Source organism: Bradyrhizobium symbiodeficiens, assembly GCF_002266465.3.
In the GTDB taxonomy this organism is placed as follows: domain Bacteria; phylum Pseudomonadota; class Alphaproteobacteria; order Rhizobiales; family Xanthobacteraceae; genus Bradyrhizobium; species Bradyrhizobium symbiodeficiens.
Window position 1 is genome coordinate 1,440,001 of sequence record NZ_CP029427.2, and the last position, 24,788, is coordinate 1,464,788.

The 24,788-nt window shown below is 65.3% G+C and carries 25 protein-coding genes and 1 tRNA gene; 15 read left to right on the forward strand and 11 right to left on the reverse strand.

The annotated features are described in order from the left end of the window. The first annotated feature begins 205 nt into the window (after positions 1 to 205). Both CIT39_RS06765 and CIT39_RS06770 read left to right on the forward strand, forming a co-directional pair. On the forward strand, positions 206 to 1,753 hold the full coding sequence (locus CIT39_RS06765) for an acetolactate synthase large subunit (RefSeq protein WP_094972839.1): 1,548 nt from the start codon (positions 206 to 208) through the stop codon (positions 1,751 to 1,753). 150 nt (positions 1,754 to 1,903) lie between these two features. Continuing rightward, complete coding sequence (locus CIT39_RS06770; protein ID WP_094972838.1) at positions 1,904 to 2,422, forward strand: hypothetical protein; 519 nt, start codon at positions 1,904 to 1,906, stop codon at positions 2,420 to 2,422. A 55-nt stretch (positions 2,423 to 2,477) separates the two neighbouring features. Here CIT39_RS06770 and CIT39_RS06775 read toward each other — a convergent pair whose 3' ends face one another. After that, positions 2,478 to 3,425: a hypothetical protein gene (locus CIT39_RS06775; RefSeq protein ID WP_094972837.1), complete on the reverse strand. Its 948-nt coding sequence runs from the start codon at positions 3,423 to 3,425 to the stop codon at positions 2,478 to 2,480. Positions 3,426 to 3,732: 307 nt separating this feature from the next. After that, on the reverse strand, positions 3,733 to 3,966 hold the full coding sequence (locus tag CIT39_RS06780) for a DUF3551 domain-containing protein (protein WP_094972836.1): 234 nt from the start codon (positions 3,964 to 3,966) through the stop codon (positions 3,733 to 3,735). Between the two features lie 284 nt (positions 3,967 to 4,250). Between CIT39_RS06780 and CIT39_RS06785 the strand changes: the two genes are divergently transcribed. From CIT39_RS06785 to CIT39_RS06800, 4 genes are all read left to right on the forward strand, one after another. Beyond that, the gene (locus CIT39_RS06785) at positions 4,251 to 4,589 is read left to right on the forward strand and encodes a hypothetical protein (RefSeq protein WP_094973461.1); all 339 of its coding nucleotides are present in this window, start codon (positions 4,251 to 4,253) and stop codon (positions 4,587 to 4,589) included. 144 nt (positions 4,590 to 4,733) lie between these two features. After that, positions 4,734 to 5,219, forward strand: a complete 486-nt coding sequence (locus CIT39_RS06790) for a hypothetical protein (RefSeq protein ID WP_094973460.1) — start codon at positions 4,734 to 4,736, stop codon at positions 5,217 to 5,219. Between the two features lie 60 nt (positions 5,220 to 5,279). Further along, positions 5,280 to 5,762: a transcription elongation factor GreA gene (gene greA / locus CIT39_RS06795; protein ID WP_094972835.1), complete on the forward strand. Its 483-nt coding sequence runs from the start codon at positions 5,280 to 5,282 to the stop codon at positions 5,760 to 5,762. Between the two features lie 124 nt (positions 5,763 to 5,886). Then, positions 5,887 to 6,564: a hypothetical protein gene (locus tag CIT39_RS06800; protein WP_094972834.1), complete on the forward strand. Its 678-nt coding sequence runs from the start codon at positions 5,887 to 5,889 to the stop codon at positions 6,562 to 6,564. Positions 6,565 to 6,615: 51 nt separating this feature from the next. Here the strand turns inward: CIT39_RS06800 and CIT39_RS06805 are convergent, their stop codons facing one another. The 4 genes from CIT39_RS06805 to CIT39_RS06820 all read right to left on the reverse strand — a co-directional run bounded on the left by CIT39_RS06805 (position 6,616) and on the right by CIT39_RS06820 (position 10,070). After that, a complete protein-coding gene (locus CIT39_RS06805; protein WP_094972833.1) occupies positions 6,616 to 7,389 on the reverse strand; it encodes an SDR family NAD(P)-dependent oxidoreductase in 774 nt (257 codons plus the stop codon). Between the two features lie 427 nt (positions 7,390 to 7,816). Beyond that, a tRNA-Val gene (locus CIT39_RS06810) sits at positions 7,817 to 7,891 on the reverse strand. 162 nt (positions 7,892 to 8,053) lie between these two features. Next, positions 8,054 to 9,346 carry a coiled-coil domain-containing protein gene (locus CIT39_RS06815; protein ID WP_094972832.1) on the reverse strand — a complete coding sequence of 431 codons (1,293 nt, stop codon included), beginning with the start codon at positions 9,344 to 9,346 and terminating at the stop codon, positions 8,054 to 8,056. Positions 9,347 to 9,464: 118 nt separating this feature from the next. Continuing rightward, positions 9,465 to 10,070, reverse strand: coding sequence for a DUF1134 domain-containing protein (locus CIT39_RS06820; protein WP_094972831.1), 606 nt, complete (start codon positions 10,068 to 10,070; stop codon positions 9,465 to 9,467). 139 nt (positions 10,071 to 10,209) lie between these two features. On the opposite strand from CIT39_RS06820, the gene CIT39_RS06825 reads away from it, so the two are divergent. Then, positions 10,210 to 10,695 (forward strand): YHS domain-containing (seleno)protein, encoded by a 486-nt coding sequence (locus CIT39_RS06825; RefSeq protein WP_094972830.1) that lies wholly within the window; start codon positions 10,210 to 10,212, stop codon positions 10,693 to 10,695. Between the two features lie 7 nt (positions 10,696 to 10,702). On the opposite strand, the gene CIT39_RS06830 is transcribed toward CIT39_RS06825, so the two are convergent. Further along, positions 10,703 to 11,485 carry a 3'(2'),5'-bisphosphate nucleotidase CysQ family protein gene (locus tag CIT39_RS06830; RefSeq protein WP_094973459.1) on the reverse strand — a complete coding sequence of 261 codons (783 nt, stop codon included), beginning with the start codon at positions 11,483 to 11,485 and terminating at the stop codon, positions 10,703 to 10,705. Between the two features lie 259 nt (positions 11,486 to 11,744). Here CIT39_RS06830 and chpT point away from each other — a divergent pair, with 259 nt between their 5' ends. The 6 genes from chpT (at position 11,745) to CIT39_RS06860 (ending at position 18,464) form a co-directional block, all read left to right on the forward strand. Further along, on the forward strand, positions 11,745 to 12,398 hold the full coding sequence (gene chpT, locus CIT39_RS06835; protein WP_162308381.1) for a histidine phosphotransferase ChpT: 654 nt from the start codon (positions 11,745 to 11,747) through the stop codon (positions 12,396 to 12,398). 195 nt (positions 12,399 to 12,593) lie between these two features. After that, a complete protein-coding gene (locus CIT39_RS06840) occupies positions 12,594 to 15,383 on the forward strand; it encodes a hybrid sensor histidine kinase/response regulator (RefSeq protein ID WP_109853887.1) in 2,790 nt (929 codons plus the stop codon). 25 nt (positions 15,384 to 15,408) lie between these two features. Next, entirely contained in the window at positions 15,409 to 15,885 is a 477-nt protein-coding gene (locus CIT39_RS06845; protein WP_094973647.1) for a chemotaxis protein CheW, read from the forward strand. A 72-nt stretch (positions 15,886 to 15,957) separates the two neighbouring features. Further along, positions 15,958 to 16,323, forward strand: coding sequence for a response regulator (locus tag CIT39_RS06850; RefSeq protein WP_007600538.1), 366 nt, complete (start codon positions 15,958 to 15,960; stop codon positions 16,321 to 16,323). 75 nt (positions 16,324 to 16,398) lie between these two features. After that, entirely contained in the window at positions 16,399 to 17,595 is a 1,197-nt protein-coding gene (locus tag CIT39_RS06855; RefSeq protein WP_094973648.1) for a protein-glutamate methylesterase/protein-glutamine glutaminase, read from the forward strand. Beyond that, positions 17,592 to 18,464 carry a CheR family methyltransferase gene (locus CIT39_RS06860; RefSeq protein ID WP_094973649.1) on the forward strand — a complete coding sequence of 291 codons (873 nt, stop codon included), beginning with the start codon at positions 17,592 to 17,594 and terminating at the stop codon, positions 18,462 to 18,464. The genes CIT39_RS06855 and CIT39_RS06860 overlap by 4 nt, the downstream gene beginning before the upstream one ends. Before the next feature lie 54 nt (positions 18,465 to 18,518). Here CIT39_RS06860 and CIT39_RS06865 read toward each other — a convergent pair whose 3' ends face one another. Next, positions 18,519 to 19,679, reverse strand: a complete 1,161-nt coding sequence (locus CIT39_RS06865) for a glutathionylspermidine synthase family protein (protein ID WP_094973650.1) — start codon at positions 19,677 to 19,679, stop codon at positions 18,519 to 18,521. Between the two features lie 785 nt (positions 19,680 to 20,464). On the opposite strand from CIT39_RS06865, the gene CIT39_RS06870 reads away from it, so the two are divergent. Both CIT39_RS06870 and CIT39_RS06875 read left to right on the forward strand, forming a co-directional pair. After that, complete coding sequence (locus tag CIT39_RS06870) at positions 20,465 to 23,467, forward strand: hypothetical protein (RefSeq protein ID WP_148667282.1); 3,003 nt, start codon at positions 20,465 to 20,467, stop codon at positions 23,465 to 23,467. A 9-nt stretch (positions 23,468 to 23,476) separates the two neighbouring features. Further along, on the forward strand, positions 23,477 to 23,824 hold the full coding sequence (locus CIT39_RS06875) for a hypothetical protein (RefSeq protein WP_148667283.1): 348 nt from the start codon (positions 23,477 to 23,479) through the stop codon (positions 23,822 to 23,824). Between the two features lie 98 nt (positions 23,825 to 23,922). Here CIT39_RS06875 and CIT39_RS06880 read toward each other — a convergent pair whose 3' ends face one another. From CIT39_RS06880 to CIT39_RS06890, 3 genes are read right to left on the reverse strand one after another with little or no spacing between them, the layout of a single operon-like run. Then, entirely contained in the window at positions 23,923 to 24,189 is a 267-nt protein-coding gene (locus CIT39_RS06880; RefSeq protein ID WP_094973653.1) for a hypothetical protein, read from the reverse strand. 40 nt (positions 24,190 to 24,229) lie between these two features. After that, positions 24,230 to 24,466: a hypothetical protein gene (locus CIT39_RS06885; RefSeq protein ID WP_148667284.1), complete on the reverse strand. Its 237-nt coding sequence runs from the start codon at positions 24,464 to 24,466 to the stop codon at positions 24,230 to 24,232. Positions 24,467 to 24,500: 34 nt separating this feature from the next. Then, positions 24,501 to 24,758 carry a hypothetical protein gene (locus CIT39_RS06890; RefSeq protein WP_094973654.1) on the reverse strand — a complete coding sequence of 86 codons (258 nt, stop codon included), beginning with the start codon at positions 24,756 to 24,758 and terminating at the stop codon, positions 24,501 to 24,503. Between the last annotated feature and the right edge of the window lie 30 nt (positions 24,759 to 24,788).

The window sequence follows — 24,788 nt, forward strand, 5'->3', positions numbered from 1 at the left end:
TTTGCGGGCTTTTCGCAAGCCACGGCCCCGTGAGGGACCATCATCGGGCACAGGCGTTATCAAATCGGCAACCATGCATTTGCCGAAAAGCGTTAGCCAAACCCGCGCGGGGCAGGGCCGCGATGCCGCCTATTGCTTTGACGGGGCGGGCGAACAATGATTGATCAAACGGAACTCTGGATATGGCGGTTGCGGGAGCTTGCGGATGAACGGTGCGGAAAGCCTGGTGCGGACGATGGTCAAGGGTGGCGTGGATGTCTGCTTCACCAATCCAGGCACCTCCGAGATGCATTTTGTCGCAGCGCTCGATCGCGTACCCGGCATGCGCTGCGTGCTCGGCCTGTTCGAGGGCGTGGTGACCGGCGCCGCCGACGGCTATTTCCGCATGAAGGGCACGCCCGCCTCGACGCTGCTGCATCTCGGCCCCGGCCTCGCCAACGGCCTTGCCAATCTGCATAACGCCAAGAAGGCGAATTCCGGCATCGTCAACATCGTCGGCCAGCACGCCGTCTACCATATCGGCTTCAACGCGCCGTTGACCTCCGACATCGAGGGCCTGGCCCGGCCGATGTCGTCATGGGTCCGCACCTCGCCGGATGCCAAATCGGTTGCCGCCGACGGCGCCGCCGCGATTGCCGCCGCCAAGAGCGCGCCGCCGCAGATCGCGACCCTGATCCTGCCCGCCGACACCGCCTGGAACGAGGCCGACGGCGTCGCCGAGGTGCCCGCCGAGCAGCAGCGCGCGAGCTATTCGCCGCAGGCGGTCGAGCAGGCCGCAAAGATCCTGCATGGCGACGGCGAGGGCACGCTGCTGCTGATGACCGGCAGCGCGCTCTCCGAGCAGGGCCTGGCGCTGGCCGAGCGCATCGCCGCCAAGACCGGCTGCACCGTGATGGGCCCGACCTTCCGCCCGAAGATGGCGCGCGGCCGCGGCCGTTACTCGATCGACCGCATCCACTATGTCATCGATCAGGCGCTGCCGATGCTGGCCAAGTTCCGTCACATCGTGCTGGTCGAGTCCGACGATCCCGTGGCGTTCTTCGCCTATCCGAACAAGCCGAGCGTGCTCAGGCCCGAGGGCTGCGATGTTCATCGCATGACGGCCTGGGGCGAGAACTCGGTCGCCGCGCTCGAAGCGCTCGCCGGCGCGGTCAAGGCCAGCGCCAAGGACGTCAAGCCGCAGGCGTTGGCTGAACTGGTCAAGCCGACCGGCGCGCTGACCCACGCCTCGATCGCGCAGTCGATCGCCTACGCGATCCCGGAGAATGCGATCCTGGTCGACGAATCGCTGACCACCGGCCGCGCTTTCTTCCCGCCGACCGCCGCTGCCGCCCCGCACGACTGGCTGCAGAACATGGGCGGCTCGATCGGCTTCTCGACGCCGCTGTCGATCGGTGCCGCGATCGCCTGTCCGGACCGCAAGGTGATCTGCATGGTCGGCGACGGCAGCGCGATGTACACGATCCAGTCGTTGTGGACCCAGGCGAGAGAGAACCTCAACATCGTCACCATCGTGTTTGCCAACCGCATCTACCAGATCCTGCGCGGCGAGTTCGACAATGTCGGCGCCGGCGAACCCGGCCAGCGGGCCAACGACATGCTCCGGCTCGACCGGCCGACGCTCGATTTCGTGGCCCTGGCCAAGGGCATGGGCGTGCCCGGCCGCGCCGTCACCAATGCCGACGAGTTCAACAAGGCCTTGGCCGAGGCCGTCGCTGAGCCTGGTCCGCGGCTGATCGAAGTGCAGATGTAAGGTCTGGCTGATCGCGCCGCGAATTCCGGCCTTAAGTAGCCCGGATAGAGGGCAGCGTAATCCGGGACGCCGTTTTGCGAGAACCCGGATTGCGCTACGCTCCATCCGGGCTACTGACTTTGGCGTGCGCGTGATGAGCCCGGAGGCATTATGCAGACCGAGCTGAACAAGGTGGTCGCGGCGCTCGGGGACTTCTACGCCCGCGAAGGCTTCCTGTTCGAGAAGGACGTCGGTGAGCGCGCGGTCACGCACCGCTTCGCGGTGCATCTGGAGAAGCAGTTCGCCGGCTGGTCGGTCGACTGCAACTACGACCGGCTCGGCGAACGCACGCTGCACCTGCCGCACGGCACCATCATCTCGACAGATGACCATCTCGGCAAGTCGATCTACCCTGACGTCGCCGTGCATCAGCGCGAGATCCCGAACAACCTGCTCACCGTGGAGATCCGCAAGGCCAGCAATCATACACCGCTCGAGCACGACGAGCACAAGCTGCGGGCGCTCACCGATCCGCACGTCTGGTTCGCCTACACGATCGGCGTGCTGCTGGTGCTGGATAAAGCCGGCGTCGTATTGGCAGACGTCTATTTCGGCGGGGGCCCTGACCGCGCATTGGCGGCGTGGTTCGCCAAGCGGCTGCAAGAAGCCGGCCTTGCTGCGAGCGCGTGAGGGCGCGGCGAACAGCACGTCCTTGCGGGGGTTGGAGAGAGCCCGCGCTTTCCGGTCAGAACCTGAAGCTGCTCTGGATGAAGGTGCCGTATCGGTCGACCTGATAGGTCTGCGCCTGCCCCGCTGCGCCGCTCGCAGGCTCCGTGAAGTCGTTGATTCCGGTGTGCCAATACCGGGCGCCGATTCCGACATTTGCGTTGGGCGTAACGGCGTAGGACATCACCGTCTCGAGCTGAAAGCCATGGCCGTACCCGCGAGACGGCTCGGTGCCGAAGGTGAAGTAGTGCGTGTCGAAAGCTCTCACGTCGGAATAGGTGTAGGCGGCATCGACGGTCAGCTTGAGTGCCGGCGTAAACCAGAGATCGGCCACGGCGCCCGCGCGGACCGTGTGCAGGATGTCGCGCTCGGTGATGACCTTGACGTTGCCGGCGAGGGCGCCGGCACCTTCGCAGATCTGGCCGCCGGTCACGGTCTGCCGGCAGCCCCATGCGTCGGCCAATTCGCCGCGGTAATGGTAGCCGACGAAGCCACCCAGACGAAGGCGCGGCTCCGCATTGACGGGATGGGACTCGTAAAATGAATAGCCGACATCGAGATTGGCGTAACCCAGGAAGCCGCGCGTCTGGCTCTCCGTCTTCGTGTACGGCCCGTTGAAGAACGGCGGAAAATCCTCGTCGTTCATGGTGCCGCCGGTGATGCCTCCAAAGCCTCCATAGCCCTTCACGAAAAACTTCATGGGGCTGTCGATCCGGAAGAAAACCTCTCCCGAATGCGTGCTCATGTTGTGATAGTCGAGCCGCGAGATGACCGGGGAAGATCGCGCGCCGCTGGTGTGCAAGTCGTAAGCAGTGCGGCCGATGCTGTACCAGTACCGTGCGCCGACCTCGATCTGCCAGAGACTGAACGGCTCGGCAGGCCTCACGGCCTTGATCGGGAGATCGGCCGCGATTACTGGGCCGGCGAGCATGAAGAGGCCGGATGCGATGAATGCTGCCTTGTGCACGACGTCCCCGGCCTGCCTGTCACGATGCCCTGCGAATCGGAATAGGCATCCTGGCGCCAATTGTCATGACTTGCCGAAACGGGGCAATCGGAAGCCTGGAACGTGCAGCCTGTTCGCGATCCTTTGTGGCAAGTTCGCACCACACGCGAGGACCCACGACGACAGCTTCCTCGCCGGAGGAACAACTCGCCGAGGCAGCCGGCCGGTGGTATGCAAATGAAAGTGTACGGCCCAAGCCTGAGCCTTGGTCCGCTTGGCGCACGGCGTGCGTCTTCACGCACGCCGCATGTCTTCAGCCGTCGTCTCGTCAGTAGGCGCGCTGCTGCGAATAGGCGTAGCGCGGGTTGATGCCGCAATAGGCCGACGTGCCGGAGGCGGTGGCCTGACACTGCTGATAGCTCGCGAACTGGCAGTTGCCGGGATAGCCCCACATGCGGCCCTGCAGGCAGTACCTGTCGTTTGTGGGGTGAGCCTGGGCCGTCGGGGCCAACGCGGCCATCAAGGCCGCGAACGAGGCAAGGGTGAGGATGGTGCGACGCATTTCAGTCTCCATGGAAGGACGGTTGGAGGAGCAGTCGACGAGGGAACACGCAGCGCGATGCGCGGGTTCCGGATGGGCCCGACACTTTGTCGTATATGTCTTGGTGTCCGCAGTGGGCATTGCGTTCGACATGCGTCTATGATGCGCCAAGCCGCGGCGGGCAATGTGATCTCGGCCACAGTTCGCGGAAGGCCTTTTGGCCTATCGTGATCGAACTCGCCCGCGTTGCTTTCCCTGAGGCTCACGCTTTCCTCATTCGGGTCAGGTCATTTTTGGAGGTTCTGATGCAAAAATCGTATTTGCTGGCCGCGACAGCGGCGCTGGCGCTCATCATGCAAACATCGCTCGCGCCGGCCCAGACCGCGCCGGCTGCCGGCGGAACCGCCGCGCCTGCGGCGACAAGTACTGCGCCGGCCGCGACGACGCCGCCGCCGGCTGCGACCACCGACACGTCCAGCCAGCCGACCGACTCCAAGAAGAGCGCGTCGAAGAAGCCGGCGAAGAAGAAGATGACGCGGCAGCAGGAGATCGACCACTCGGTCGACAGCGGCACCGTCCCCGCGCGCTATCGCAGTTCGGTGCCCAAGCAGTACCAGCAATATATTCCGTTCGATAAGCAGTAGCCGATCGCACGGCGGCGCGACGCGATCAGCCGTTGCGCCGCCCGGTGCCTGCCGAACTGGGCCCTGGCCGGTCGGTTGCCGATGTCACTTCCCCGGTGGCGGTCTGCGAACGCAATGCTAGAGTGGGCCGAATCCAGGGGAATGATGAGTGACGACGTGAAGGATGCTGGCCTCGTGGCCATGATCAGCGGCATCCTTGGAGGCAACAAGCGCGCAGACAATGTTGCACCGCCGCCGCTCACCGAGGGTCCGCCGACAGTGCCGTCGAACGGAGCGGAAGCGGAGGCGCCGCCTGCCGCCCAGTCGAAATCGATCAAGCTGGAGGAAACCTCCGACGCTGCGCCGGCCGCCGTGGAGCCGGTCGAGCAGCCTGGAAGAATCGTCACGACGCGGGATGGCAAACAGCTGCTGCCGGCTGAGGCGATCGCCGATCTCGTGCTTGGCGAGTTGCGCAAGCTGGAGGATTTTCCGGCGACCGGGGCCTCGGTCACGGTCTACGGTTACCGGCATTGGAATGCCATGATCACCTTCGCGCCGTTCTCGACCAATTTCCAGAACGCGACGCGGTTCCGCCAGGCCATGCCGGATATCGTCTTCAAGCTCCGTCGTTTCGTCGAACTTGAGATATAATCCGGACCAAATCGGCAGCGCTTTGCGTTGCCTTCCGGACCGTTTGACAGGATCTTTGAATTGAGCGTCGCCTTTACCAAGGAAGAAAGCGCCGAGACCGCGTCCGAGACGCTGTTGCCGGATCGCCCGATCTCGCCGCATCCGAACCTCGTGACGGAAGCCGGCCTGCAAGCCTTGCAGGCACAGCTTCAGCAGGCCCGCGAGGCCTATGAAGCCGCGCAGACAATCGAGGACGTCAACGAGAAGCGCCGGCAATCGGCGGTGCCGTTGCGCGACGCCCGCTACCTGACGGAGCGTTTGCGCACCGCGCAGCTCGTTCCCAACCCGGCGTCGAACGACAGCGTCGCCTTCGGCAGCACCGTGACCTTCAGCCGCGTCGACGGCCGCGTGCAGACCTATCGCATCGTCGGCGAGGACGAAGCCGATCCCAAGGCTGGGACGATCTCGTTCGTCGCACCGGTGGCGCGGTCGCTGATGGGGAAGGCGGTGGGTGACGTCGTCGGCGCGGGCGCGCAGGAGATCGAGATCCTGTCGATCGGGTAGGGGCGGGGCGCGGCAAGGATTGCGTGGCAAAGGGCGCTCTCGACAGGAGCAGTGTCATTCGCCCAATGCATGATCCGGACAAGCGCGAGGCCGTCGTCTCCGCCAAACAAAGCCTGATGGTTGGATGAGACGGTTTCTCACTGGAGCGTTGCCGTTCTACGCGCTGGCTCTATTGGCCATGTGCATGTACCTCGTCCTTTACAGGACGAGCCTGTTCGATCTGAACGCCATCGTCCATGGCGCGACCGGGTCGGCATGGTTTCCGGCCTTCATGTTCGTCTGCGTGCTGCTGGAAGCCGTGTTCCCCTATTTCGGCTATTTTCCCGGCACGGCCCTGATCCTGATGTCGGTGGCGCTCAGTCCGAAGGCCGTGGATGGCTCCGTCTTCGTCGCGGCGTGGCTCGCCATCATCGTGGGCGCCGTTCTCAGCTACGGGCAGGCGCGTTTCTTCCGGCCGTTCCTGCAGCGGGTCGCCTCGAAAGCGGCCCTGCGCCGGTGCGAATCCCTGTTCGACGCCTATGGCGCTTACGCGCGCATTGCCCTGTTCGTTCATCCCAACGCCAGTGCGATGTATTTCACCGCGCTCGGACTGCTCGGCCGCAATTTGACGCGAGAGCTCGCTTATCTCTGCGTGGGCGCTGCGGCCGCCGTCGGCATCCTGTTCGTCATCGTGACCAGGCTGGTGTCGTCCGTCGGCCCCACCGACGACGGGGAATTGCAGCTGTTGCTCGCAGCAGCACTGGTTGCGATCGGGACGCTCGTTGGTCTCTACACGGTGTGGAGGACCGGGCGGGCGGTGTGAAGACTCTCGATTGCTTCGCTTCGCTCGCAATGACGAATGACAGATCGCACTCTACACTCCCGGCAGCTCAACGCCCGTCAGCTTGCCCAACTTCCCGATGAGCTCGTCCTGAAATTCCGGGTCGGTCGCTTCGCGGGCCGGCTGCTGCTGCGCGAGATGATGCCAATAGCGCCCGCTGACCAGTGCCGCAGGATCCTCGCTCGCAGCCAGCCAGCTCTGTGTCCGCGCGCCGGTGTCGATATCGACCGGCGCACCCGCGCCGCCCATCTTCGTGCGCACCCAGCCTGGATCGACAGCGTTGCTCATAACGGCGGGCCAGCGCCGCGCCAGCGCTAAGGCCAGCGCGACAATTTGCAGCTTGCTCTCGGCATAGGCCTTGGCCGCATCCCAGGAGCGCCTGGTCCAGTCGAGGTCGTCGAGCGAGCCTTCTCCGCCCCGGTGCAGGCCGCTGCTGAGATACACTAGGCGGCCGGGCCGTTCGATCAACGCCGTCAGCATGTACGGCGCAAGCGTGTTGATGGCCAAGGTCTCGGCGTGGCCTTCCGCCGTCGCGCCACGGGCGGGCCGCGTGTAGACGCCGGCGTTGTGGATGATCGCATCCATGCGCCCGATCGCGTTGACCTGATCGGCGATAGCCTTGGTCTCGGCCGCGCTGCTGAGATCGCCGACCACGATCCCCTGGGCTCGCGACCTCAGCTCGCCGAGCGCATTGCCGCGATCGGCCGACCGTGCATGCAGAACCACGCGGTGTCCTAGATCGAGCAGCGATTGCGCCGCCGCCCGGCCGAGGCCATCGGTGCTGCCGGTGATGAAAATGGTCGCCATGCGGTTCTCCTCGGAAAATTTCAGGGCACACTCTACGATGCCCGCCGCGGCAAGGTCGCCTCAAGGTGTCGCATGCGGATCACATACAACCAGCCAACAAGCGATAAGATCAGTCCCAATTGCATGACGCATGAGATTCGTGGGGGACGCTGATGCGATTGAACGATCGCTGGGGCCGTCCGATAATCGCGAAATACCAAGGCGGGTGCCGCTGGTGATGCCGATCCGCCGCGCGCGAAATTTTTCGCTGCAGCATGCCAATTCGGTAAAGCCGTAACCCCTTGATGTTACTGGCCTCGGTTGTTTTCGCAATTTTTGCCGGAGCGGGAGCACGAAGCCCCAGTCCGTCTACGCTCTTCGAGCTACGCCGGACACGCTTCGCCCTCATTAAGCGTGGCTGCGCCACGCGAAGCCTCTTGGCGAAGCGTGGTGGGCGCACAAGGGATCGAACCTTGGACCTCTCCCGTGTGAAGGGAACGCTCTCCCGCTGAGCTATGCGCCCGGGACCATCATGCAGACGGCCGGACCTTCCTGGCCGGCCGGCGCATTGGAGCCCGCGATTTAGAAGTGCAGGCTTGAGGTGTCAAGTTTTCAGGCGCCGCTGGGGCTGGAAAACCTTGGTCCCGGTCGCGCAATTCGCTGGCCCGGCCGGATTTCGGGCCGCTTACGCGCCCTGCTGGCGGGCGCGGGAGGCGTGGGCCTGCAGCGCCCGGATCCGCTCGGCCAGCGTTCCGCCGCCCTCGGGCAGGCTCGGCGCGCCATTGCTTGCGGCATCGTTGGCCGGACGCGGCGCCGGCTTCGGCGGCTGGCCGGCCTCGGCCGCCAGCAGCGCCTCGATCGGCGAGTTCGGACCTTCGAGCTGCATCGCGAGCTTTGCCACCTCGGCGGCGATGTCGTTGATGCGCTCGCGCAAGAGCGCATTCTCCATGCGCTCGGTCGCCCAGGAGCTTTCCGCCTGCTGCTGGATCGCGTTGATGTCGCGCTGCAGCTTGGCGCGCTCGTCGCGGGTGGTGCGCAGCTGCTCCTCCAGCGCGGTCCTTTCGGCGCGCAGCGCCTCCGCGGCGGCCGACGATTTGCCGCCGCTCAAGGCCGCGATCTCGACGCGCAGCTCCTTGATGGTGCGCTCGTCGCCGTCATGGAGCTGGCGGAGCTGATTGTTCTCATACTCGCGCTCGGCCAGCAGCTTGCCCTGCGTGGCGAGCCGCCCTTCGAGATCGGCGACGCGGCCGGACAGCATCTCGGCTTCCTTCACCTGTCCGATCAACTGGCGATCGAGCTCGGTGACGCGCTGGCTCAGATTCTCGACCCGGCCGCGGGCATCGCCGAGCTCGCGCGAGGCGGTCTCCGATTCCAGACGTTCCTGCGCGAGCCGCGCCTGGGTCGCCGCGAATTCCTTCTCGGCGTCGCCAACGCGGTTCTTCAATTCCTCGATCTGCGCGCGCACGGCGAGTAGCTCGACCTGGCGGCTCTCCGCCATCATCGAGCGGTCGGACAGCTCAGTGTTGATCTTGGCGAGCTCGGCCTGCTTGTCAGCCAGCGCGATCTCGGCCTCGCGCAAGGATGCGGTCTTGGCGTTGAATTCCTCTTCGGTGGCGCGGAGCTGCTCCTTCACCGCCTTCTCGCGCGCCTCCAGCGCGAAGATCGTGGCGTTCTTCTCGCCGAGCTCGATCTTCATGCGGTTGATGGCGTCGCTCTTCTTGCCGAGCTCGGCGAGCTGGCTCGTGGTCTTGTTCTTGAGCTGGTCGACGCTCATCTCGAGCCGCCGCGCCGACATGGCGAATTCGGCGCGAAGCTGGTCCTTGTCGGCCTGGATCTCCGCCATCGACAGCGGCGTTGCGGCCTCGAGCCGGCGCGTGGTCAGGCGCACGGCGCGGTTATGCACCAGCGGCACGATCGCGAGCCCGCACAGCATCGAAAGCAGGAAACCGATCGCCAGGTACATGATCGGTTCGACCATGGGCCAGAACTCCCAAGCTTAAGGAAAAATTCACCAACGACCATGCCATGGCGGACCGGCAAAAAGCCAGCCCCGCTCTGTCGTTAACCTTGATCGTACCCGGATGGAGGAGAGCAGCCTAGAATGGGTTCCAGGTCGCTCGCGGCGTGAATTTGAGATAGCCGATATTGGCACCCAGCCGCAGGCCGAGCCCGGAGCGGATCGGCACCAGCACGATGTTGTTGGCGGTGAGCGCCGTCATGCCGAAACCGCCGATGATGTAGGCCGAGCCGTCGAGGCCGGCGAAGCGCTGGTAGATCGCGTTGGTGGCGGGCAGGTTGTAAACCAGCGTCATGGTGCGCGCGCCGTCGCCGCCCCAGTCGAAGCCGAGCGAGGGACCCTGCCAGTAGACGCGCAGATCGCCGGCGTTCTTGGTGTAGAGCGTGCCCTCGCCGTAACGAAGCCCGGCGACGAACGCGCCGGAGCCTTCCTCACCCAGGATGTAGCCGTTCGGCAGGCCCCATTGGCTGACCGCCTTCTCGATGATCGAGGCGAGGCCGCGCGAGACGTTGCCGAAGAAGCGGTGCCCGGCGCCGACCAACTCGTCCGGCCCGTAGGTGCTGGGCGACGGGGTCCGCTGCGGCGGCGGCAGATCGGGCGGCGGCGCCGTCTGGGCCGAGGCCGGCACGATCCAGCCGACCATCGCGGCAAGCGCGAGCGCAGCAAGGCGTGATGCGAAAGTCATAAAAGAACCCCTGGTACCGAAACCGGTCGCTTCCTTAACCTGACGCCAACAGGCGCGGCTCTAGGTTGCGCCGGATGTCCCCTCGACTCGGATGTTATCCGCAGCAACTATGACGGCACAACGGCAGGAAGATAGCCCTTTGCGCCCCGGAATCGCCTTGATCGGCCTCCTCGTCTGCCTGCTCTCGGGCATAGGGATCACCGCCCCGGTGCGGCCGGCCCTGGCCGCCACCACCGAGCGGGTCGTCGTCAACCGCTTCTCCGGCATTGCCATCGAGGGTTTCGACCCCGTCGCCTATTTCGTCGAGGGCACCGCCATGCAGGGCACGGCGGAGTTCGAGGCGAACCTCTGGGGCGCGGTCTGGCGCTTTCGCAACGAGGGCAACCGCGCCTCCTTCCTGGCCCATCCGGAAATCTACGGGCCGCAATTCGGCGGCTACGATCCCGCCGATATCGCCCGTGGGGTGACCATCGCCGGCAATCCCCGCTTCTTCGCCATCGTGGCGCAGCGGCTCTATTTGTTCAGCAGGGAAGCCAATCGCGACGCCTTCGCCGCCAACCCCGAGCGGTTCCTCTATGAAGTCGGCAAGCGCTGGCCGGCGCTTTACGAACAGCTGGGTCAGTAGCGGCTTTTTAGAGTCTCGCCGCCTCCGGGTCGCCCCAGGCGATGAACTCCGGGATGATGAAGCCGCTGGCGTGCCGCTCGCCGAAACGGAGCTCGCCGCCCTTGCCGTCGGTCACCCGGCCGCCGGCCGCGGTCACGACCGCGGCGCCGGCCCCGACGTCCCATTCACAAGTGGGCCCGAAGCGGGGGTAGATGTCGGCGCTGCCTTCCGCGATCCGGCCGAATTTCACGGCCGAGCCGACCGTCCGTCTGACGGCGTTGGGCCTGTTGTCGATGAACGCCTCGCTCCTGGGATCGCCGTGCGAGCGGCTCACCGCCGCGATCCATGGCTCCCCTTGCGCCGGCAGTTTGCGGGTGTGGATCGGCTCGGCCGCGCCGATGGTAGCGCCGTCAAACCTCACCCGCTCGGCGCCACGGCCGACGATGCCGCGCCAGAGCAGGCCGAGCGCGGGCGCGGCGACGATGCCCAGCAGCGGCACGCCTGACGTCACCAAAGCGAGGTTGACGGTGAATTCGTCGCGGCCGGCGACGAACTCCTTGGTGCCGTCGAGCGGGTCGATCAGGAAGAAGCTGCCCTCGAACGATGGGGAGGCAAGCTCGGTTCGCTCTTCCGACAGCGTCGGGATATCGTTCGCGAGCCGGGCGAGGCCCTCCGCGATGATATGGTCGGCGGCAAGGTCGGCCTCGGTTACCGGCGAGCCGTCCTGCTTGCCGTCGATCCGCATCGCCGCGCGGTTGACGCCGAGGATCGCCTCGCCCGCCTTCACCACCAGCGCGGTGAGCGGCTCCATCAATCGGGATGCGGCCTCGGCGTCGATGATCCTCACCTGTGTGCCTCATTCGTCGGCAAGTCTGGAACTGGCAAGTCTGGAATCCGCAAGTCTCGCCTCCTCGGTTGATTCGCCCGCAGCCCTTTATGGCCGCTTCGAATCTATCGCAAGCTAGCTGCCACGGGCTGGCGAATGTTAGAACCCGCAGCATCCGTCAAGCATGCGTGATTCGCGGCGTCCAGCGCCGTGCAATTTCAGGAACCCTCCAGGACCCCTTTATATGTCTGACGCCTCGTCGCCCGCGACCGCCACTGCTCCCGATATGCTCGAACTCGCAGCGCTGCTGTGCTCGCGGGTCTGTCACGATCTCATCAGCCCCGTCGGCGCCATCGTCAACGGGCTCGAAGTGCTCGACGATGATCCCAAGCCGGAAGATCGCGAGTTCGCGCTCGACCTGATTCGCAAGAGCGCCAAGACCGCCTCCGCCCGGCTCCAATTCTGCCGTCTCGCCTTCGGCGCCGCCGGCTCCTCCGGCGCGCAGATTGATCTCGGCGATGCCCAGACCATGGCGCGCGGCCACATTGAGGACGGCAAGTGCTCGATCACCTGGAACCTGCCGCGGCTCCTGCTGCCGAAGAACCGCGTCAAGCTGCTGCTCAACATGCTGGTCGTGTCCCAGCACACCATCCCGCGCGGTGGCACGCTGACGATCGACCCGATCGGCGAGGGCGAGACGATGAGCTTTCGCATCACCGCGACCGGACATAACGCGCGCCTGCCGCAGAACATCTCCGAGCTCTTGAGCGGCGAGCGCGGCCCTGCCGCGGACGCGCATGCGATCCAGCCTTATTATACGCGGCTGCTGGCACAGGCCTGCGGGCTCACCGTGACGCTCAAGCCGGAAGGCGAAGCCATCATCATTACCGCTTCGTAAACGCGCGCAGCGCTCGGCGTCTTAATCAAATCTTTACGAGGCGCTTCGGCTTGTCCGGAGCGCCTTGTCTTTTTGTTGGTTCCGTTCTTTTGCACATACTCAACCAATATTAAACGCTTTACGGTGAAGCTGGCCCCATTCCGAATAGGCGCATCACAATTCGTGCGCGCCCTCCCTGTATGAAGGCCTGTTTTCATGGATGATCTGTTGCGGGAGTTTTTGACGGAGACCAGCGAGAGCCTGGACACCGTGGACAATCAGCTGGTGAAGTTCGAGCAGGAGCCGAACAACGCCAAGATCCTGGATAACATCTTCCGCCTGGTCCACACCATCAAGGGCACTTGCGGCTTCCTCGGATTGCCGCGGCTGGAAGCGCTGGCGCATGCCGGCGAGACCCTGATGAGCAAATTCCGCGACGGCATGCCGGTGACGGCGGACGCAGTGTCGCTGATTCTGGCTTCGATCGACCGGATCAAGGAGATCCTGGCCGGTCTCGAGGCGACCGAAGCCGAGCCCGAGGGCAACGACCGCGATCTCATCGACCAGCTGGAAGCGATGGTCGAGCGGGGCATGGCTGCTATGGCCGCTGCAGCCGCTGCTCCCGTGGCCGAGGCCCCGCCGCTGGTGCCGGAAGCGCCCGCCACTGCGCCTGCGCCCGCAAAGGAGATGACAACGGGCACGCTGATCGACCAGACGCTGGAGCGTCCGCTCCGTCCGGGCGAAGTCTCGCTCGACGAGCTCGAGCGCGCCTTCCGCGAGACCCCGATCGAAGCGGCGGAGCCCGTCGCCGAGGTCAAGGCCGAGCCAGCCGCTGAAGCAGCGGCGCCGGTTGCCAGGGCGGTCGTCAAGGACGCCAAGGCGTCCAAGGAGAAGGCCGTCGCCAAGAAGTCGGTGGCAGATGAGACCGGCGGCGAAGGCGCCAGCATCGCCAACCAGTCGATCCGCGTCAACGTGGACACGCTGGAGCATCTGATGACCATGGTCTCCGAGCTGGTGCTGACCCGCAACCAGCTGCTGGAGATCTCCCGCCGCAACGAGGACACCGAGTTCAAGGTGCCGCTGCAGCGCCTCTCCAACGTCACCGCCGAGCTGCAGGAAGGCGTCATGAAGACGCGCATGCAGCCGATCGGCAATGCCTGGCAGAAGCTGCCCCGCATCGTCCGCGACCTCTCGAGCGAGCTCGGCAAGCAGATCGAACTGGAGATGCACGGCGCCGACACCGAGCTCGACCGCCAGGTGCTCGATCTGATCAAGGACCCGCTCACCCACATGGTGCGCAACTCCGCCGATCATGGCCTGGAGACCCCCGCCGAGCGCCTCGCCTCCGGCAAGGGCGAGCAGGGCACCATCCGCCTGTCCGCCTATCACGAGGGCGGCCACATCATCATCTGCATCGCCGACAACGGCCGCGGCCTCAACACCGACAAGATCAAGGCCAAGGCGATCTCCTCAGGCCTCGTCACCGAGGCCGAGCTCGAGAAGATGAGCGAAGCCCAGATCCACAAGTTCATCTTCGCGCCGGGCTTCTCGACCGCCGCCGCCATCACCTCGGTCTCGGGCCGCGGCGTCGGCATGGACGTGGTGCGTACCAATATCGACCAGATCGGCGGCACCATCGACATCAAGTCGGTGGCCGGCGAGGGCTCCTCCGTCACCATCAAGATCCCGCTGACGCTGGCGATCGTCTCGGCCCTGATCGTCGAAGCCGCCGGTGATCGCTTCGCGATCCCGCAGCTCTCGGTGGTCGAGCTGGTCCGTGCCCGCGCCAACAGCGAACACCGCATCGAGCGCATCAAGGACACCGCGGTGCTGCGCCTGCGCAACAAGCTCCTGCCGCTGATCCACCTCAAGAAGCTCCTCAAGATCGACGACGGCGCGGCCTCCGATCCCGAGAACGGCTTCATCGTGGTGACCCAGGTCGGCAGCCAGACCTTCGGCATCGTCGTCGACGGCGTGTTCCACACCGAAGAGATCGTGGTCAAGCCGATGTCGACCAAGCTGCGTCACATCGACATGTTCTCCGGCAACACCATCCTCGGCGATGGCGCGGTCATCATGATCATCGATCCCAACGGCATTGCGAAGGCGCTCGGCGCCGCCGGCTCCTCGGCCCACGACATGGGTGACGAGAACGGCGCCCATCACATCGGCTCGGGCGAGCAGACCACTTCGCTGCTGGTGTTCCGCGCCGGCTCGTCGCAGCCCAAGGCGGTCCCGCTCGGCCTCGTCACGCGCCTGGAAGAGCTGCCCGCCGACAAGATCGAGTTCTCCAACGGCCGCTACATGGTGCAGTATCGCGAGCAGCTGATGCCGCTCGTCGCCATGGAGGGCGTCACCATCGCCAGCCAGGGCGCCCAGCCGATCCTGGTGTTCGCCGACGACGGCCGCTCCATGGGCCTCGTCGTCGACGAGATCATCGACATCGTCGAGGAACGGCTCAACATCGAGGTCGGCGGCTCCGCTTCCGGCATCCTGGGCTCGGCCGTGATCAAGGGCCAGGCCACCGAGGTGATCGACGTCGGCCACTTCCTGCCGATGGCGTTCTCCGATTGGTTCACCCGCAAGGAGATGAAGCCGTCGCTGCACTCGCAGTCGGTGCTGCTGGTCGACGACTCCGCGTTCTTCCGCAACATGCTGGCGCCCGTCCTCAAAGCCGCCGGCTACCGCGTCCGCACCGCCCCGACCGCGCAGGAGGGCCTCGCGGCACTGCGCGCGCAGACCTTCGACGTGGTGCTGACCGACATCGAGATGCCCGACATGAACGGGTTCGAGTTCGCCGAGACCATCCGCTCGGACAACAATCTGGGCTCGATGCCGATCATCGGCCTGTCGGCGCTGGTGTCGCCGGCGGCGATCGAGCGCGGCCGTCAGGCCGGCTTCCATGACTATGTCGCCAAGTTCGACCGTCCCGGTCTGATCGCGGCGCTGAAGGAACAGACCGCGAGCGCCGCCGGCGCCTCCGATCTGAGCCGGGCGGCGGCGTAACGGACAGGATCAGGAGACACCCAACATGACCAGCAAGAGCAAGACCCAATCCGCCGAAGGCGCCATGGTCGAATACGTCACCGCGATGATCGGCGGCCAGCTGTTCGGCCTGCCGATCTCCCGCGTCCAGGACGTGTTCATGCCCGAACGCGTCACCCGCGTGCCCCTGTCCTCGCGCGAGATCGCGGGCGTGCTGAACCTGCGCGGCCGCATCGTCACCGTAGTCGACATGCGCGCCCGTCTCGGCCTGCCGCAGCCCGAGGACGGCAAGGTGCCGATGGCGGTCGGCGTCGATTTGCGCGGTGAATCCTACGGCCTGCTGATCGACCAGATCGGCGAAGTGCTGCGCCTGCCCGAGGCCGGCATGGAGGAAAACCCCGTCAACCTCGACCCGCGCATGGCCAAGCTCGCCGGCGGCGTCCACCGTCTCGACGGCCAGCTCATGGTCGTCCTCGACGTCGATCGCGTCCTCGAGCTCGCGCCCGAGATGATGGCGGCCTGATACGGCGGCATCGCTGCCGACGGACTTGCAATTGGAAGCGTCCCCCACAGGGGGAGGGAAGCAGAGGTTCACATGCGAACTTGTCTCGTCGTTGATGATTCCAGCGTCATCCGCAAGGTTGCGCGCCGGATCCTGGAGGGCCTCGACTTCCAGATCCTCGAAGCCGAGGACGGTGAGAAGGCGCTGGAGGCCTGCAAGCGCGGCCTGCCCGATGCGGTGCTGCTCGACTGGAACATGCCCGTGATGGACGGCTACGAGTTCCTCGGCCATCTCAGGCGGATGCCCGGCGGCGACCAGCCCAAGGTGGTGTTCTGCACCACCGAGAACGACGTCGCGCATATCGCGCGCGCGCTGCATGCCGGCGCCAACGAGTACATCATGAAGCCCTTCGACAAGGACATCGTGACGGCGAAATTCCAGGAAGTCGGACTTATCTGAGCCTTCGCCGGAGGCTGGAACGGATCCTTCGGTGCCTGTTTTCAACTGTATCCTTTCAGTCTGAGTTGGTGAGTAATGAGTGTTGCGTTCGCAGGAAACTCCGCCACGACGGGCTCGCGCGAAGCTGGGCCGCTTCGGGTGATGATCGTCGACGACTCCGTCGTCATCCGCGGTCTGATCTCGCGCTGGGTCGGGGCCGAGCACGACATGGAGGTCGCAGCCTCGCTGCGGACCGGGCTGGAGGCGGTCAACCAGATCGAACGCATCAACCCCGACGTTGCCGTGCTCGACATCGAGATGCCCGAGCTCGACGGCATCTCGGCGCTGCCGAAGCTGCTGGCGAAGAAACGCGATCTCATCATCATCATGGCCTCGACGCTGACCCGTCGTAACGCGGAGATCAGCTTCAAGGCGCTGTCGCTCGGCGCGGCCGATTACATCCCGAAGCCGGAATCGACGCGCGAAGTGTCGGCCGCGGATATCTTTCATCACGACCTGATCGAGAAAATCCGCCATCTTGGCGCGCGGCTGCGGCGCAGGCCCGCGGTCGCTAGCCCGCCGCTGGCCCCCGCGAGCCCGGCTCCGGCCCAGCGCAGTCCCGCTGCGCGGCCTGCCGCGCCCGCGCCGTCCCCGTCCCTGTACCCGCAATCGGCATCGGGGATCACCACCCGTCCGTTCTCGTCGCAGGCCCCCAAGGTGCTGCTGATCGGCTCCTCGACCGGCGGTCCGCAGGCGCTGATGGCGCTCGTCACCGAGCTCGGCCCGGTGATCGACCGCGTCCCCGTGCTGATCACCCAGCACATGCCGCCGACCTTCACGACCATCCTTGCCGAGCATCTGGCGCGTTCGAGCCGCCGGCCGGCAGCCGAGGCGGTCGACGGCGAGCCGGTGAAGCCGGGACGCATCTATCTCGCCCCCGGCGGCAAGCACATGCGCGTGGCGCGCAGCGGCGTTGACACCGTGATCGCGCTCGACGACGGCCCCGCCGTCAATTTCTGCAAGCCCGCGGTCGATCCGCTCTTCACCTCAGCCATCGACATCTGGCATGGCGCCATCCTCTCCGTGATCCTGACCGGCATGGGCTCGGACGGCATGCGCGGCGGCAAGGACATCGTCGCCGCCGGCGGCAACGTCATCGCGCAGGACGAAGCCTCCAGCGTGGTCTGGGGCATGCCGGGCGCGGCGGCCAATGCGGGCATCTGCGCGGCGATCCTGCCGCTCAACCAGATCGGCGCCAAGGTCAACCGCCTGTTCGCGGGAGATCGCACGTGACACCCACCGATTACGACTATCTCCGCAAGTTCCTGAAAGAGCGCTCCGGCCTCGATCTGTCGCCCGACAAGCAGTATTTGGTCGAGAGCCGGCTGTTGCCGCTGGCGCGCAAGGCGAGCCTTCCCGGCATTCCCGATCTCGTGCTGAAGATCAGGAACGGCGACGGCCGGCTTGCGACCGACGTGGTCGAAGCGATGACCACCAACGAGACCTTCTTCTATCGCGACAAGATCCCGTTCGATCATTTGCGCGAGACCATCCTGCCGGGCCTGATCCAGGCGCGCGCGGCGCGCAGATCGCTTCGCATCTGGTCGGCGGCCTCGTCGACGGGGCAGGAGCCCTATTCGATCGCGATGTGCGTGAAGGAGATGGGCGCCGCCCTCGCCGGCTGGCGCATCGAGATCGTCGCCACCGATCTGTCGCAGGAGGTGCTGGAGAAATCCAAGGCCGGCCTTTACAGCCAGTTCGAGGTGCAGCGCGGCCTGCCGATCCAGCATTTGATGAAGTACTTCACGCAAACCGGCGAGGTCTGGCAGCTCAATGCCGACATCCGCGCGATGGTGCAGTTTCGTCAGCTCAATCTGCTGCAGGACTTCTCCCATCTCGGCACGTTCGACGTGATCTTCTGCCGCAACGTGCTGATCTATTTCGACCAGGACACCAAGGCGGTGATCTTCGAACGCATGGCGAAGTGCATGGAGGCCGACGGCACGCTGCTGCTCGGCGCTGCCGAATCCGTCGTCGGCATCACCGACGCGTTCCGCCCTATGGCGGACCGCCGCGGTCTCTACCAGCTCAACCCCGCGCGCTCCGGCCGCCCCATGGGCGGCTTGATGCCGCCGTCGTTGAAGGTTGCCGCGGCGCGGTGAGCTCTCACTCTGTCATTGCGGGCTCGCGACGATGTCGCGCCCCGAAATGACAGCTCACAAAATCGCATGCGGCAGAAACCGCGAGCGGTTGCCGGTGATCGGGCTCTCGTCTTCGCGGATCGACAGGCCGCACGGCGCGTGGTTCACCAGCCAGCTTCCGACCACCGGATAAAACCCCGAAAAGTTCGGCAGCGGCGAGAGCGCCTGCCGCACGAAACCTTCGGCGCCGTAGGGACCGGCCTGCTCGTCGAGCGGCATGCCGCCGGACACCAGCGTGACGTTGGCGCCTTCGCGCGACAGCAGCGGCTTGCGCACATACGAGGTGCCGAGCTCCGCTGCCCGCGAATCGTCCTCGAAGAACGCCGGCAGCAGGTTTGGATGGTTCGGAAACATCTCCCACAGCAGCGGCAAAATGCCCTTGTTGGACAGCACCGCCTTCCACGGCGGCTCGATCCAGCGCGTCGGCGCGTCCTTGAGCTTTGCACCGAAGGAATCGTGGAACATCCATTCCCAGGGATAGAGTTTGAAGGCGAGCGCGATGTCGGCCTCGTCGAGATCGACGAAACCGCCTGGCTCGTCGCGCCAGCCGATCTGCCCGATGTCGAGCAGCCTGGTCGAGAGCCCGGCCTGGCGCGCGGTGTCTTCGAGATAGGCCAGCGTTCCGGCGTCCTCGGCGTTGTCGGTGGTGCCGGTGAGATGAACGTGACGGCCGGCTGCAATCTCCTTCCACGCCGCGATCAATCGCTCATGGATGGAGTTGAACTGATCGGCGCGCATCGGGACGATGCGGCGCTCGATCGCCTGCTCGAGCCAGGTCCATTGAAACACGGCGGCCTCGAAGATCGAGGTCGGCGTGTCCGCGTTGTATTCGAGCAGCTTTGCCGGCGACTTGCCGTCGAACTTCAGGTCGAGCCGGCCGTAGAGGCTGCGGTCGTCGCGCTGCCAGCTCTCGGCGATCAGGCTCCAGAACGGTTCCGGAATCTGCAGGCGCCGCAGGTGCCGCTCGTCGCCGATCACGCGGCCGGCGAGCTCCAGGCACATCGCCTCGATCTCGCCGGTCGGCGTCTCGATGCCGCGCTCGATCTCGTCCAGCGTGAAGCCGTAATAGGCGCGCTCGTCCCAATAGCGTTCGCCGTCGATGGTGTGGAAAGCGAAGCCGCAGGCTTGCGCAGTGGCTTGCCAGTCGTCCCGCTCGGGGCAGGTGATCCGTTGCATCCGCTAGCCGCCGCTGTGCCCATGCATGAGTTGACCACCGCCCATCATGGTGAGCATGACCCTCTCGACCGCTTCATGGCAATTCAGTCTTTGACCCTCTGGCGCTGGACCAACAGTTTCCACCAGATGCGTGCCTCTCGACAAGCCCTAGGTCGATAGCATGGCACGGTGTTGCAAGCCTTGACCAGCCCCGCACAGCGCGGACCGTTAGAATGTCCGCGCGGGCCGGAAAGTCGCGGGCGGGGTTACGCGCATCGGCGTTCGCGGCGCCAGCCGAAGCGATGAGCCGGCAAGATTCCCGGGGCCGACGCCGGAAGGCTTGACCGTCGGTACGTTCTTCTTGTGGATTTCGGCATGACCGTAGGAGCCGTTTCCTCCGCCGGACGATCCTCCACCGTCCTGGCAGCTGCATGTTTTATCGTACCATTGTCCTGTCTTTGCGTCATACCACGCGCCGTTCTCCGGAGACGTGGGGTAGGTGATGCAGTGCCAATGCTGGCCTCCCGGACATTGTCCTTTCGCATGAGCCGAAGTGGGGATTGCCATCGCAGCGCACATGAGCGCGGCATGAATCGCGGCAGTGAAAGTTGACGTTTTCTCGCGTCTCATGGGCTGGGCCTCGCGAACGAAAGCAAGGATGCCTGCGCAGCCGGGCTGCACGTTGATGTGGCTCAACGGCGAGACATTTCGCTGCCCGCTTGCGGGCTCGGCGTGTCGCGACATCGCTGAAAGGTTTCATTGTAAGGGCGTTCCGCGATTTTCTCTCAATTGAAAAGCGAGCGCTGTTGATCCTGCTCAAGTCCGGCGGCAGCGATCGGCTCCAAATGCTTATGATCGCTTCATCAGGATCTATAGCTATGCAAGCCAATGTGCTCCATTCGATCCAGTATGAGCGAAACCATCGCGGATATCGCGGCAGCCAGTTGCGCGCCGTGCTGTTTGCCGCCGTGTCGTTCGGCTTGTTTGCCTGCGGTGGAGCCGCGGCGCAGCAGGCCGGCATCGTCGCCAACGGCAACGCGGTCGTGACGGGCTTTTCGGGCGCACTGCCGCCCGCGGTGATCGCACCGGGCATCGATCCCGCCGACAAGACCCTTATCGATCTCAACGGCCCCGCCGCACGCGTGTTTGATCTGCAAGCGCCGGGTGCGCCGCCGCAGGCGCAATTGCTGACGACGCCAAAGCCTTTCACCGTGACGGCCGGTCAAACCGGCCAGCTGTTTGGCGTTGCGCTGGATAGCGCAACGCCGCCGAACGTGTTCGTCGCGGCGACCTCGGCCTACGGATTGCCGATCGTCGTTCCAGGCGCTGCCGGAGAGTTCAATCGCGCCAAGCAGGGTACGCCCAAGGCGGCCTTCATGCCGGCACTGTTCGGACCGGCCCAGTTCGGCGGCGGTCCCGGCTCGATCTGGCGGATTGACGGCGTCACCGGCGAAGTTCGCCTGTTCACCAACGTCACGCTCGAGGGTGCCCCCAATCCCGGTCCGGCGCTTGGCGGACTTGCCTTCGACGCCGCCTCCAACACGCTGTTCGTCGCGGATCGTGCCACCGGCATGATCCACGTATTTGACTCCACCGGAGCGGAGCGATCCCGTTACGATCATGGTGTGCAAGGACGCAGCGCAGCCGGCCTGCCGCCAGTGCCCTTCGATCCTTCCGGACGTCTCGATATATCGAGCTCGAAATTTCGCACCGGCGATCCCGCGACCTGGGGCTATGCCAATCCGCAGCGCCTGATCTTCGGTCTCGCGGTGCGCAACGGGCGCCTGTATTACGCGGTCGCCAAGGACCTGCAGATCTGGTCTGTAGCGATCACGCCGAGCTTTGGCGCTGACCCGCGGCTTGAACTCAGCGTTGCGCCGGGCTCGGGTCCCAGCGAAATCGCCAAGATCGCGTTCGACGATCAGGGGCGCATGTTGCTCGCCGAGCGCGCCGCGCCGAGCGGCGCCTATGACTTCGATGTGCTGACGAAGGAAGCGACGGGTCGCGTGCTGCGCTATCTGCCGGCGCCGCCCGGCACCAGCGGGCCGCAATGGCAATTGCAGCCCGACGAATACGCGATCGGCTTCGCGCGGCAGATGCGCAACGGCAATGGCGGCGTCGCCCTTGGCTTCGGTTACGACGATCAGGGCCGGATTGATCGCGCCGCCTGCGGACAGTTCCTGTGGTCGACCGGTGAGCAGTTGCGCAATTCGAACGATCCCGCGATCGCCACGCAGCTCGCAGCCGGCGGTCCGTCCGAGGTCAATGGCGTGCAAGGCAATGACATCATGGCCGTGCGGCCGGCCAATGTGCCGCCGTGGCAGAGCTACTTCGCCGACTATGATGATCAATTCCAGGACGCGAGCGCGCGTGGCCATCTCGGCGACATCGCGATTTTGCGCGTCTGCGCTCAGGCCGGATTCAATCTGCCGGGCTGGTACCGGCCGCGCGTCGAGCTGTTCCCGGGATTCTTCTGGTTCCGTCTGCACGGCAAGAAGCCGCCGCTGCTCGACTGCCCGCCAGGCTCGGGCAATCAATGCGCCTGCCCGCCGGGCACTACACAGCAGCCCGGCTTCCAGTGCTGCCCCATCGGCATGTTCCCGGGACCCAATGGGCAGTGCGCATCGCCGTGTCCGGATGGATCGACAGATCCCGGCAAAATCGAGGCCTGCTTGAACGGCTTCGATCCGAACTCTTTCGATCCCAATGATTGGTCGAAGCTCAGCTGTCTCGATGGCTCGAAGGCCGTTCACGATGCCAACGGCTATCATTGTCCCACGTTCAAGTCGCCGGTCTGCCCCGCAGGCTTCGAGCCGGATCCATCGGGCAATTTCTTCGGTTGCAAGCCGACGGCTCAGGAACAGGCGTGTTTGCAGGTTCTACCGAATTTCAACCAGCCCGGCCTCGATGGCAGCTGCTTGCAGCTTTGTCCGTCTGGTTCGTGGGCGTATACGGCCAACCAGTGCTGCCCCGACGGCACGTTGCCCGGCCCCGACGGCAAATGCGGCAAGCCGCAGCACCCTTCGTGCCCGCCCGGCCAGTTGACGTCGAAGGGCATCTGCTGCTCGTCGACGACGAAACCTCAGCCCGATGGCACGTGCTCGCCGTCGAAGCTGCAATGCCCGCCCGGGCAATTGACGTTGAGCGGTGACTGCTGCCCGCCCGGCTCGAAGCCGCAGCCCGATGGCAGCTGTCAGCCGCCGCTTAAGCAGGGATGCGCCATCGAGCAACTCACGCCAAACGGCACCTGCTGTCCGTCCGGGACCAAGCCTCAGAATAATAATACGTGTGGTTCATTGGTCGGCTGCCCGCCCGGAACGAACACCGACCCGCTGACTGGCCAGTGCTGCCCGGCCGCGAGTGCTGTGGCAGGCGTCAAGGCGGCGTGCACGTGTCCGCAGGACCAGTTCCTCGTCGATGGCAAGTGCGTCGGAAACGCAGCGCCGGCTGTAGGCGGCTGCTTCGCCGGCTATGTGAAGTTGCCGAATGGTTCCTGCTGCCTTGGCTCGCAGGCGACGTCAGGCGGCCAGTGCTGTCCGGTCGGACAGAAGCCTGATGCCGACAAGCGCAAATGCGTGCCTGCGGGAGGGACGACCTTCGTACCGGCCATGCCGCATCTGCCGGCGCCGGTCGTCGCTCCACGCGGTAAGCGCGGCCAGGTTGTCGTGCCACCGCCGCCGCCGCGTCCGCCAACCGTGGTCGTTCCGCGGCCGCCGAAGCGTGTCGTGCCACCGAAGCAGTTCACGCCGCGTCCGGCCGTTCGGCCGACGCCCGCCCCGCCGCGCATTCGCCGACAGATCGAACAATAAGGACACATCATGATGTATCGGAAGCTCGCATCGACAGCGCTCGCGATTGCAAGCCTTGCCTGCGTTGCCACATCGAATGCAGCCAGCGCCGGCATCTCGGTTGGACCCGGCGGCGCCTCGGAGCAGACTGGCACGCAGCAGCCGGTGAGGTTGGCGCAAACGGCGACAACTCAGACGCAGTCTGTGAAGAAGACCAAGACCAAGACGAAGAACTTGAAAGTCGAGCACCCCAAGACCAATTGGCTCAATCCGCAGCCCGAGCCGCCGATGGCGGGCAAGAAGCCGGTGCAGGGCAACAACTGGCTGAACCCGCAGCCGGAGCCGCCGCGACCGGACACGACGAAGAAATTGCAGTAGGGACCTTCCGCAACCGTCGTTCGCGACGTGCCGACACGATGCAATAAAAACGCGCGATGGCATGTGTACCATCGCGAATCCAAATTCGTGCGCCCGCGTCAGTCGTTGGGGCCGGGCGATTTGTTCTGCTTCACCATCGGAACATTCTTCTTGTGGATCTCCGCCTTGCCGCCGCCACTATAGTTTCCGCTGGCCGGCTGATGTTCACATTTGCAAGGCTGCGGCGTGATGTTCGGCGGACGGTCGTTCTGCGGTGGCGGCAGGCAGACCCGAACCATGCCAGGCGGGCAGGGCCCGGCTTCCACGGCGGCGGTTAGTGATGCCAGCGCGAGGAGGGCGAGAGCCGACGTCATGACGATACGCATCGTTGCACCTCGATTGTTGAAGGATGGAACTGATCCGGGCTCAGTCGTTGGGACCGGGCGACTTGTTCGGCTTCACGGTCGGCACGTTCTTCTTGTGGATCTCGGCCTTTCCGCCCCAGGTCGGGCTGCTCGGTGCATTCTCGCAATGGCACAGCGGCGGACGCATCGTATGGGGCCGGCATACCTCCACCGTCCCGGGTGGGCAGGGCGCGGCGTGGACGGCAACGGGCAGCGAAGTCAGCGCGAGCAGGGCCAGTCCTGATATCGTCACGCGCATCGTTGCACCTCGGTTGTTTGAGATTCGAGCCAGGTCAGTCGTTGGGACCGGGCGACTTGTTTGGCTTCACGGTCGGCACATTCTTCTTGTGAATCTCGGCCTTGCCGCCCCAGGTCGGACTGCCAGGTGTATTCTCACAGCGGCAGCGGGGCGGGCTCATGGGCGGACGGTCTCGCGGTTGCGGATCGCAGACCTGGACCATACCGGTCGGGCACGGCGCGGCTTGCACGCTCGCCGACAGCGATGCCAGCGCAAGGAAGGCCAGTGCCGACGTCAACATCAGACGCATCATCGCACCTCGATCTTGGTGGCCACACCGGCC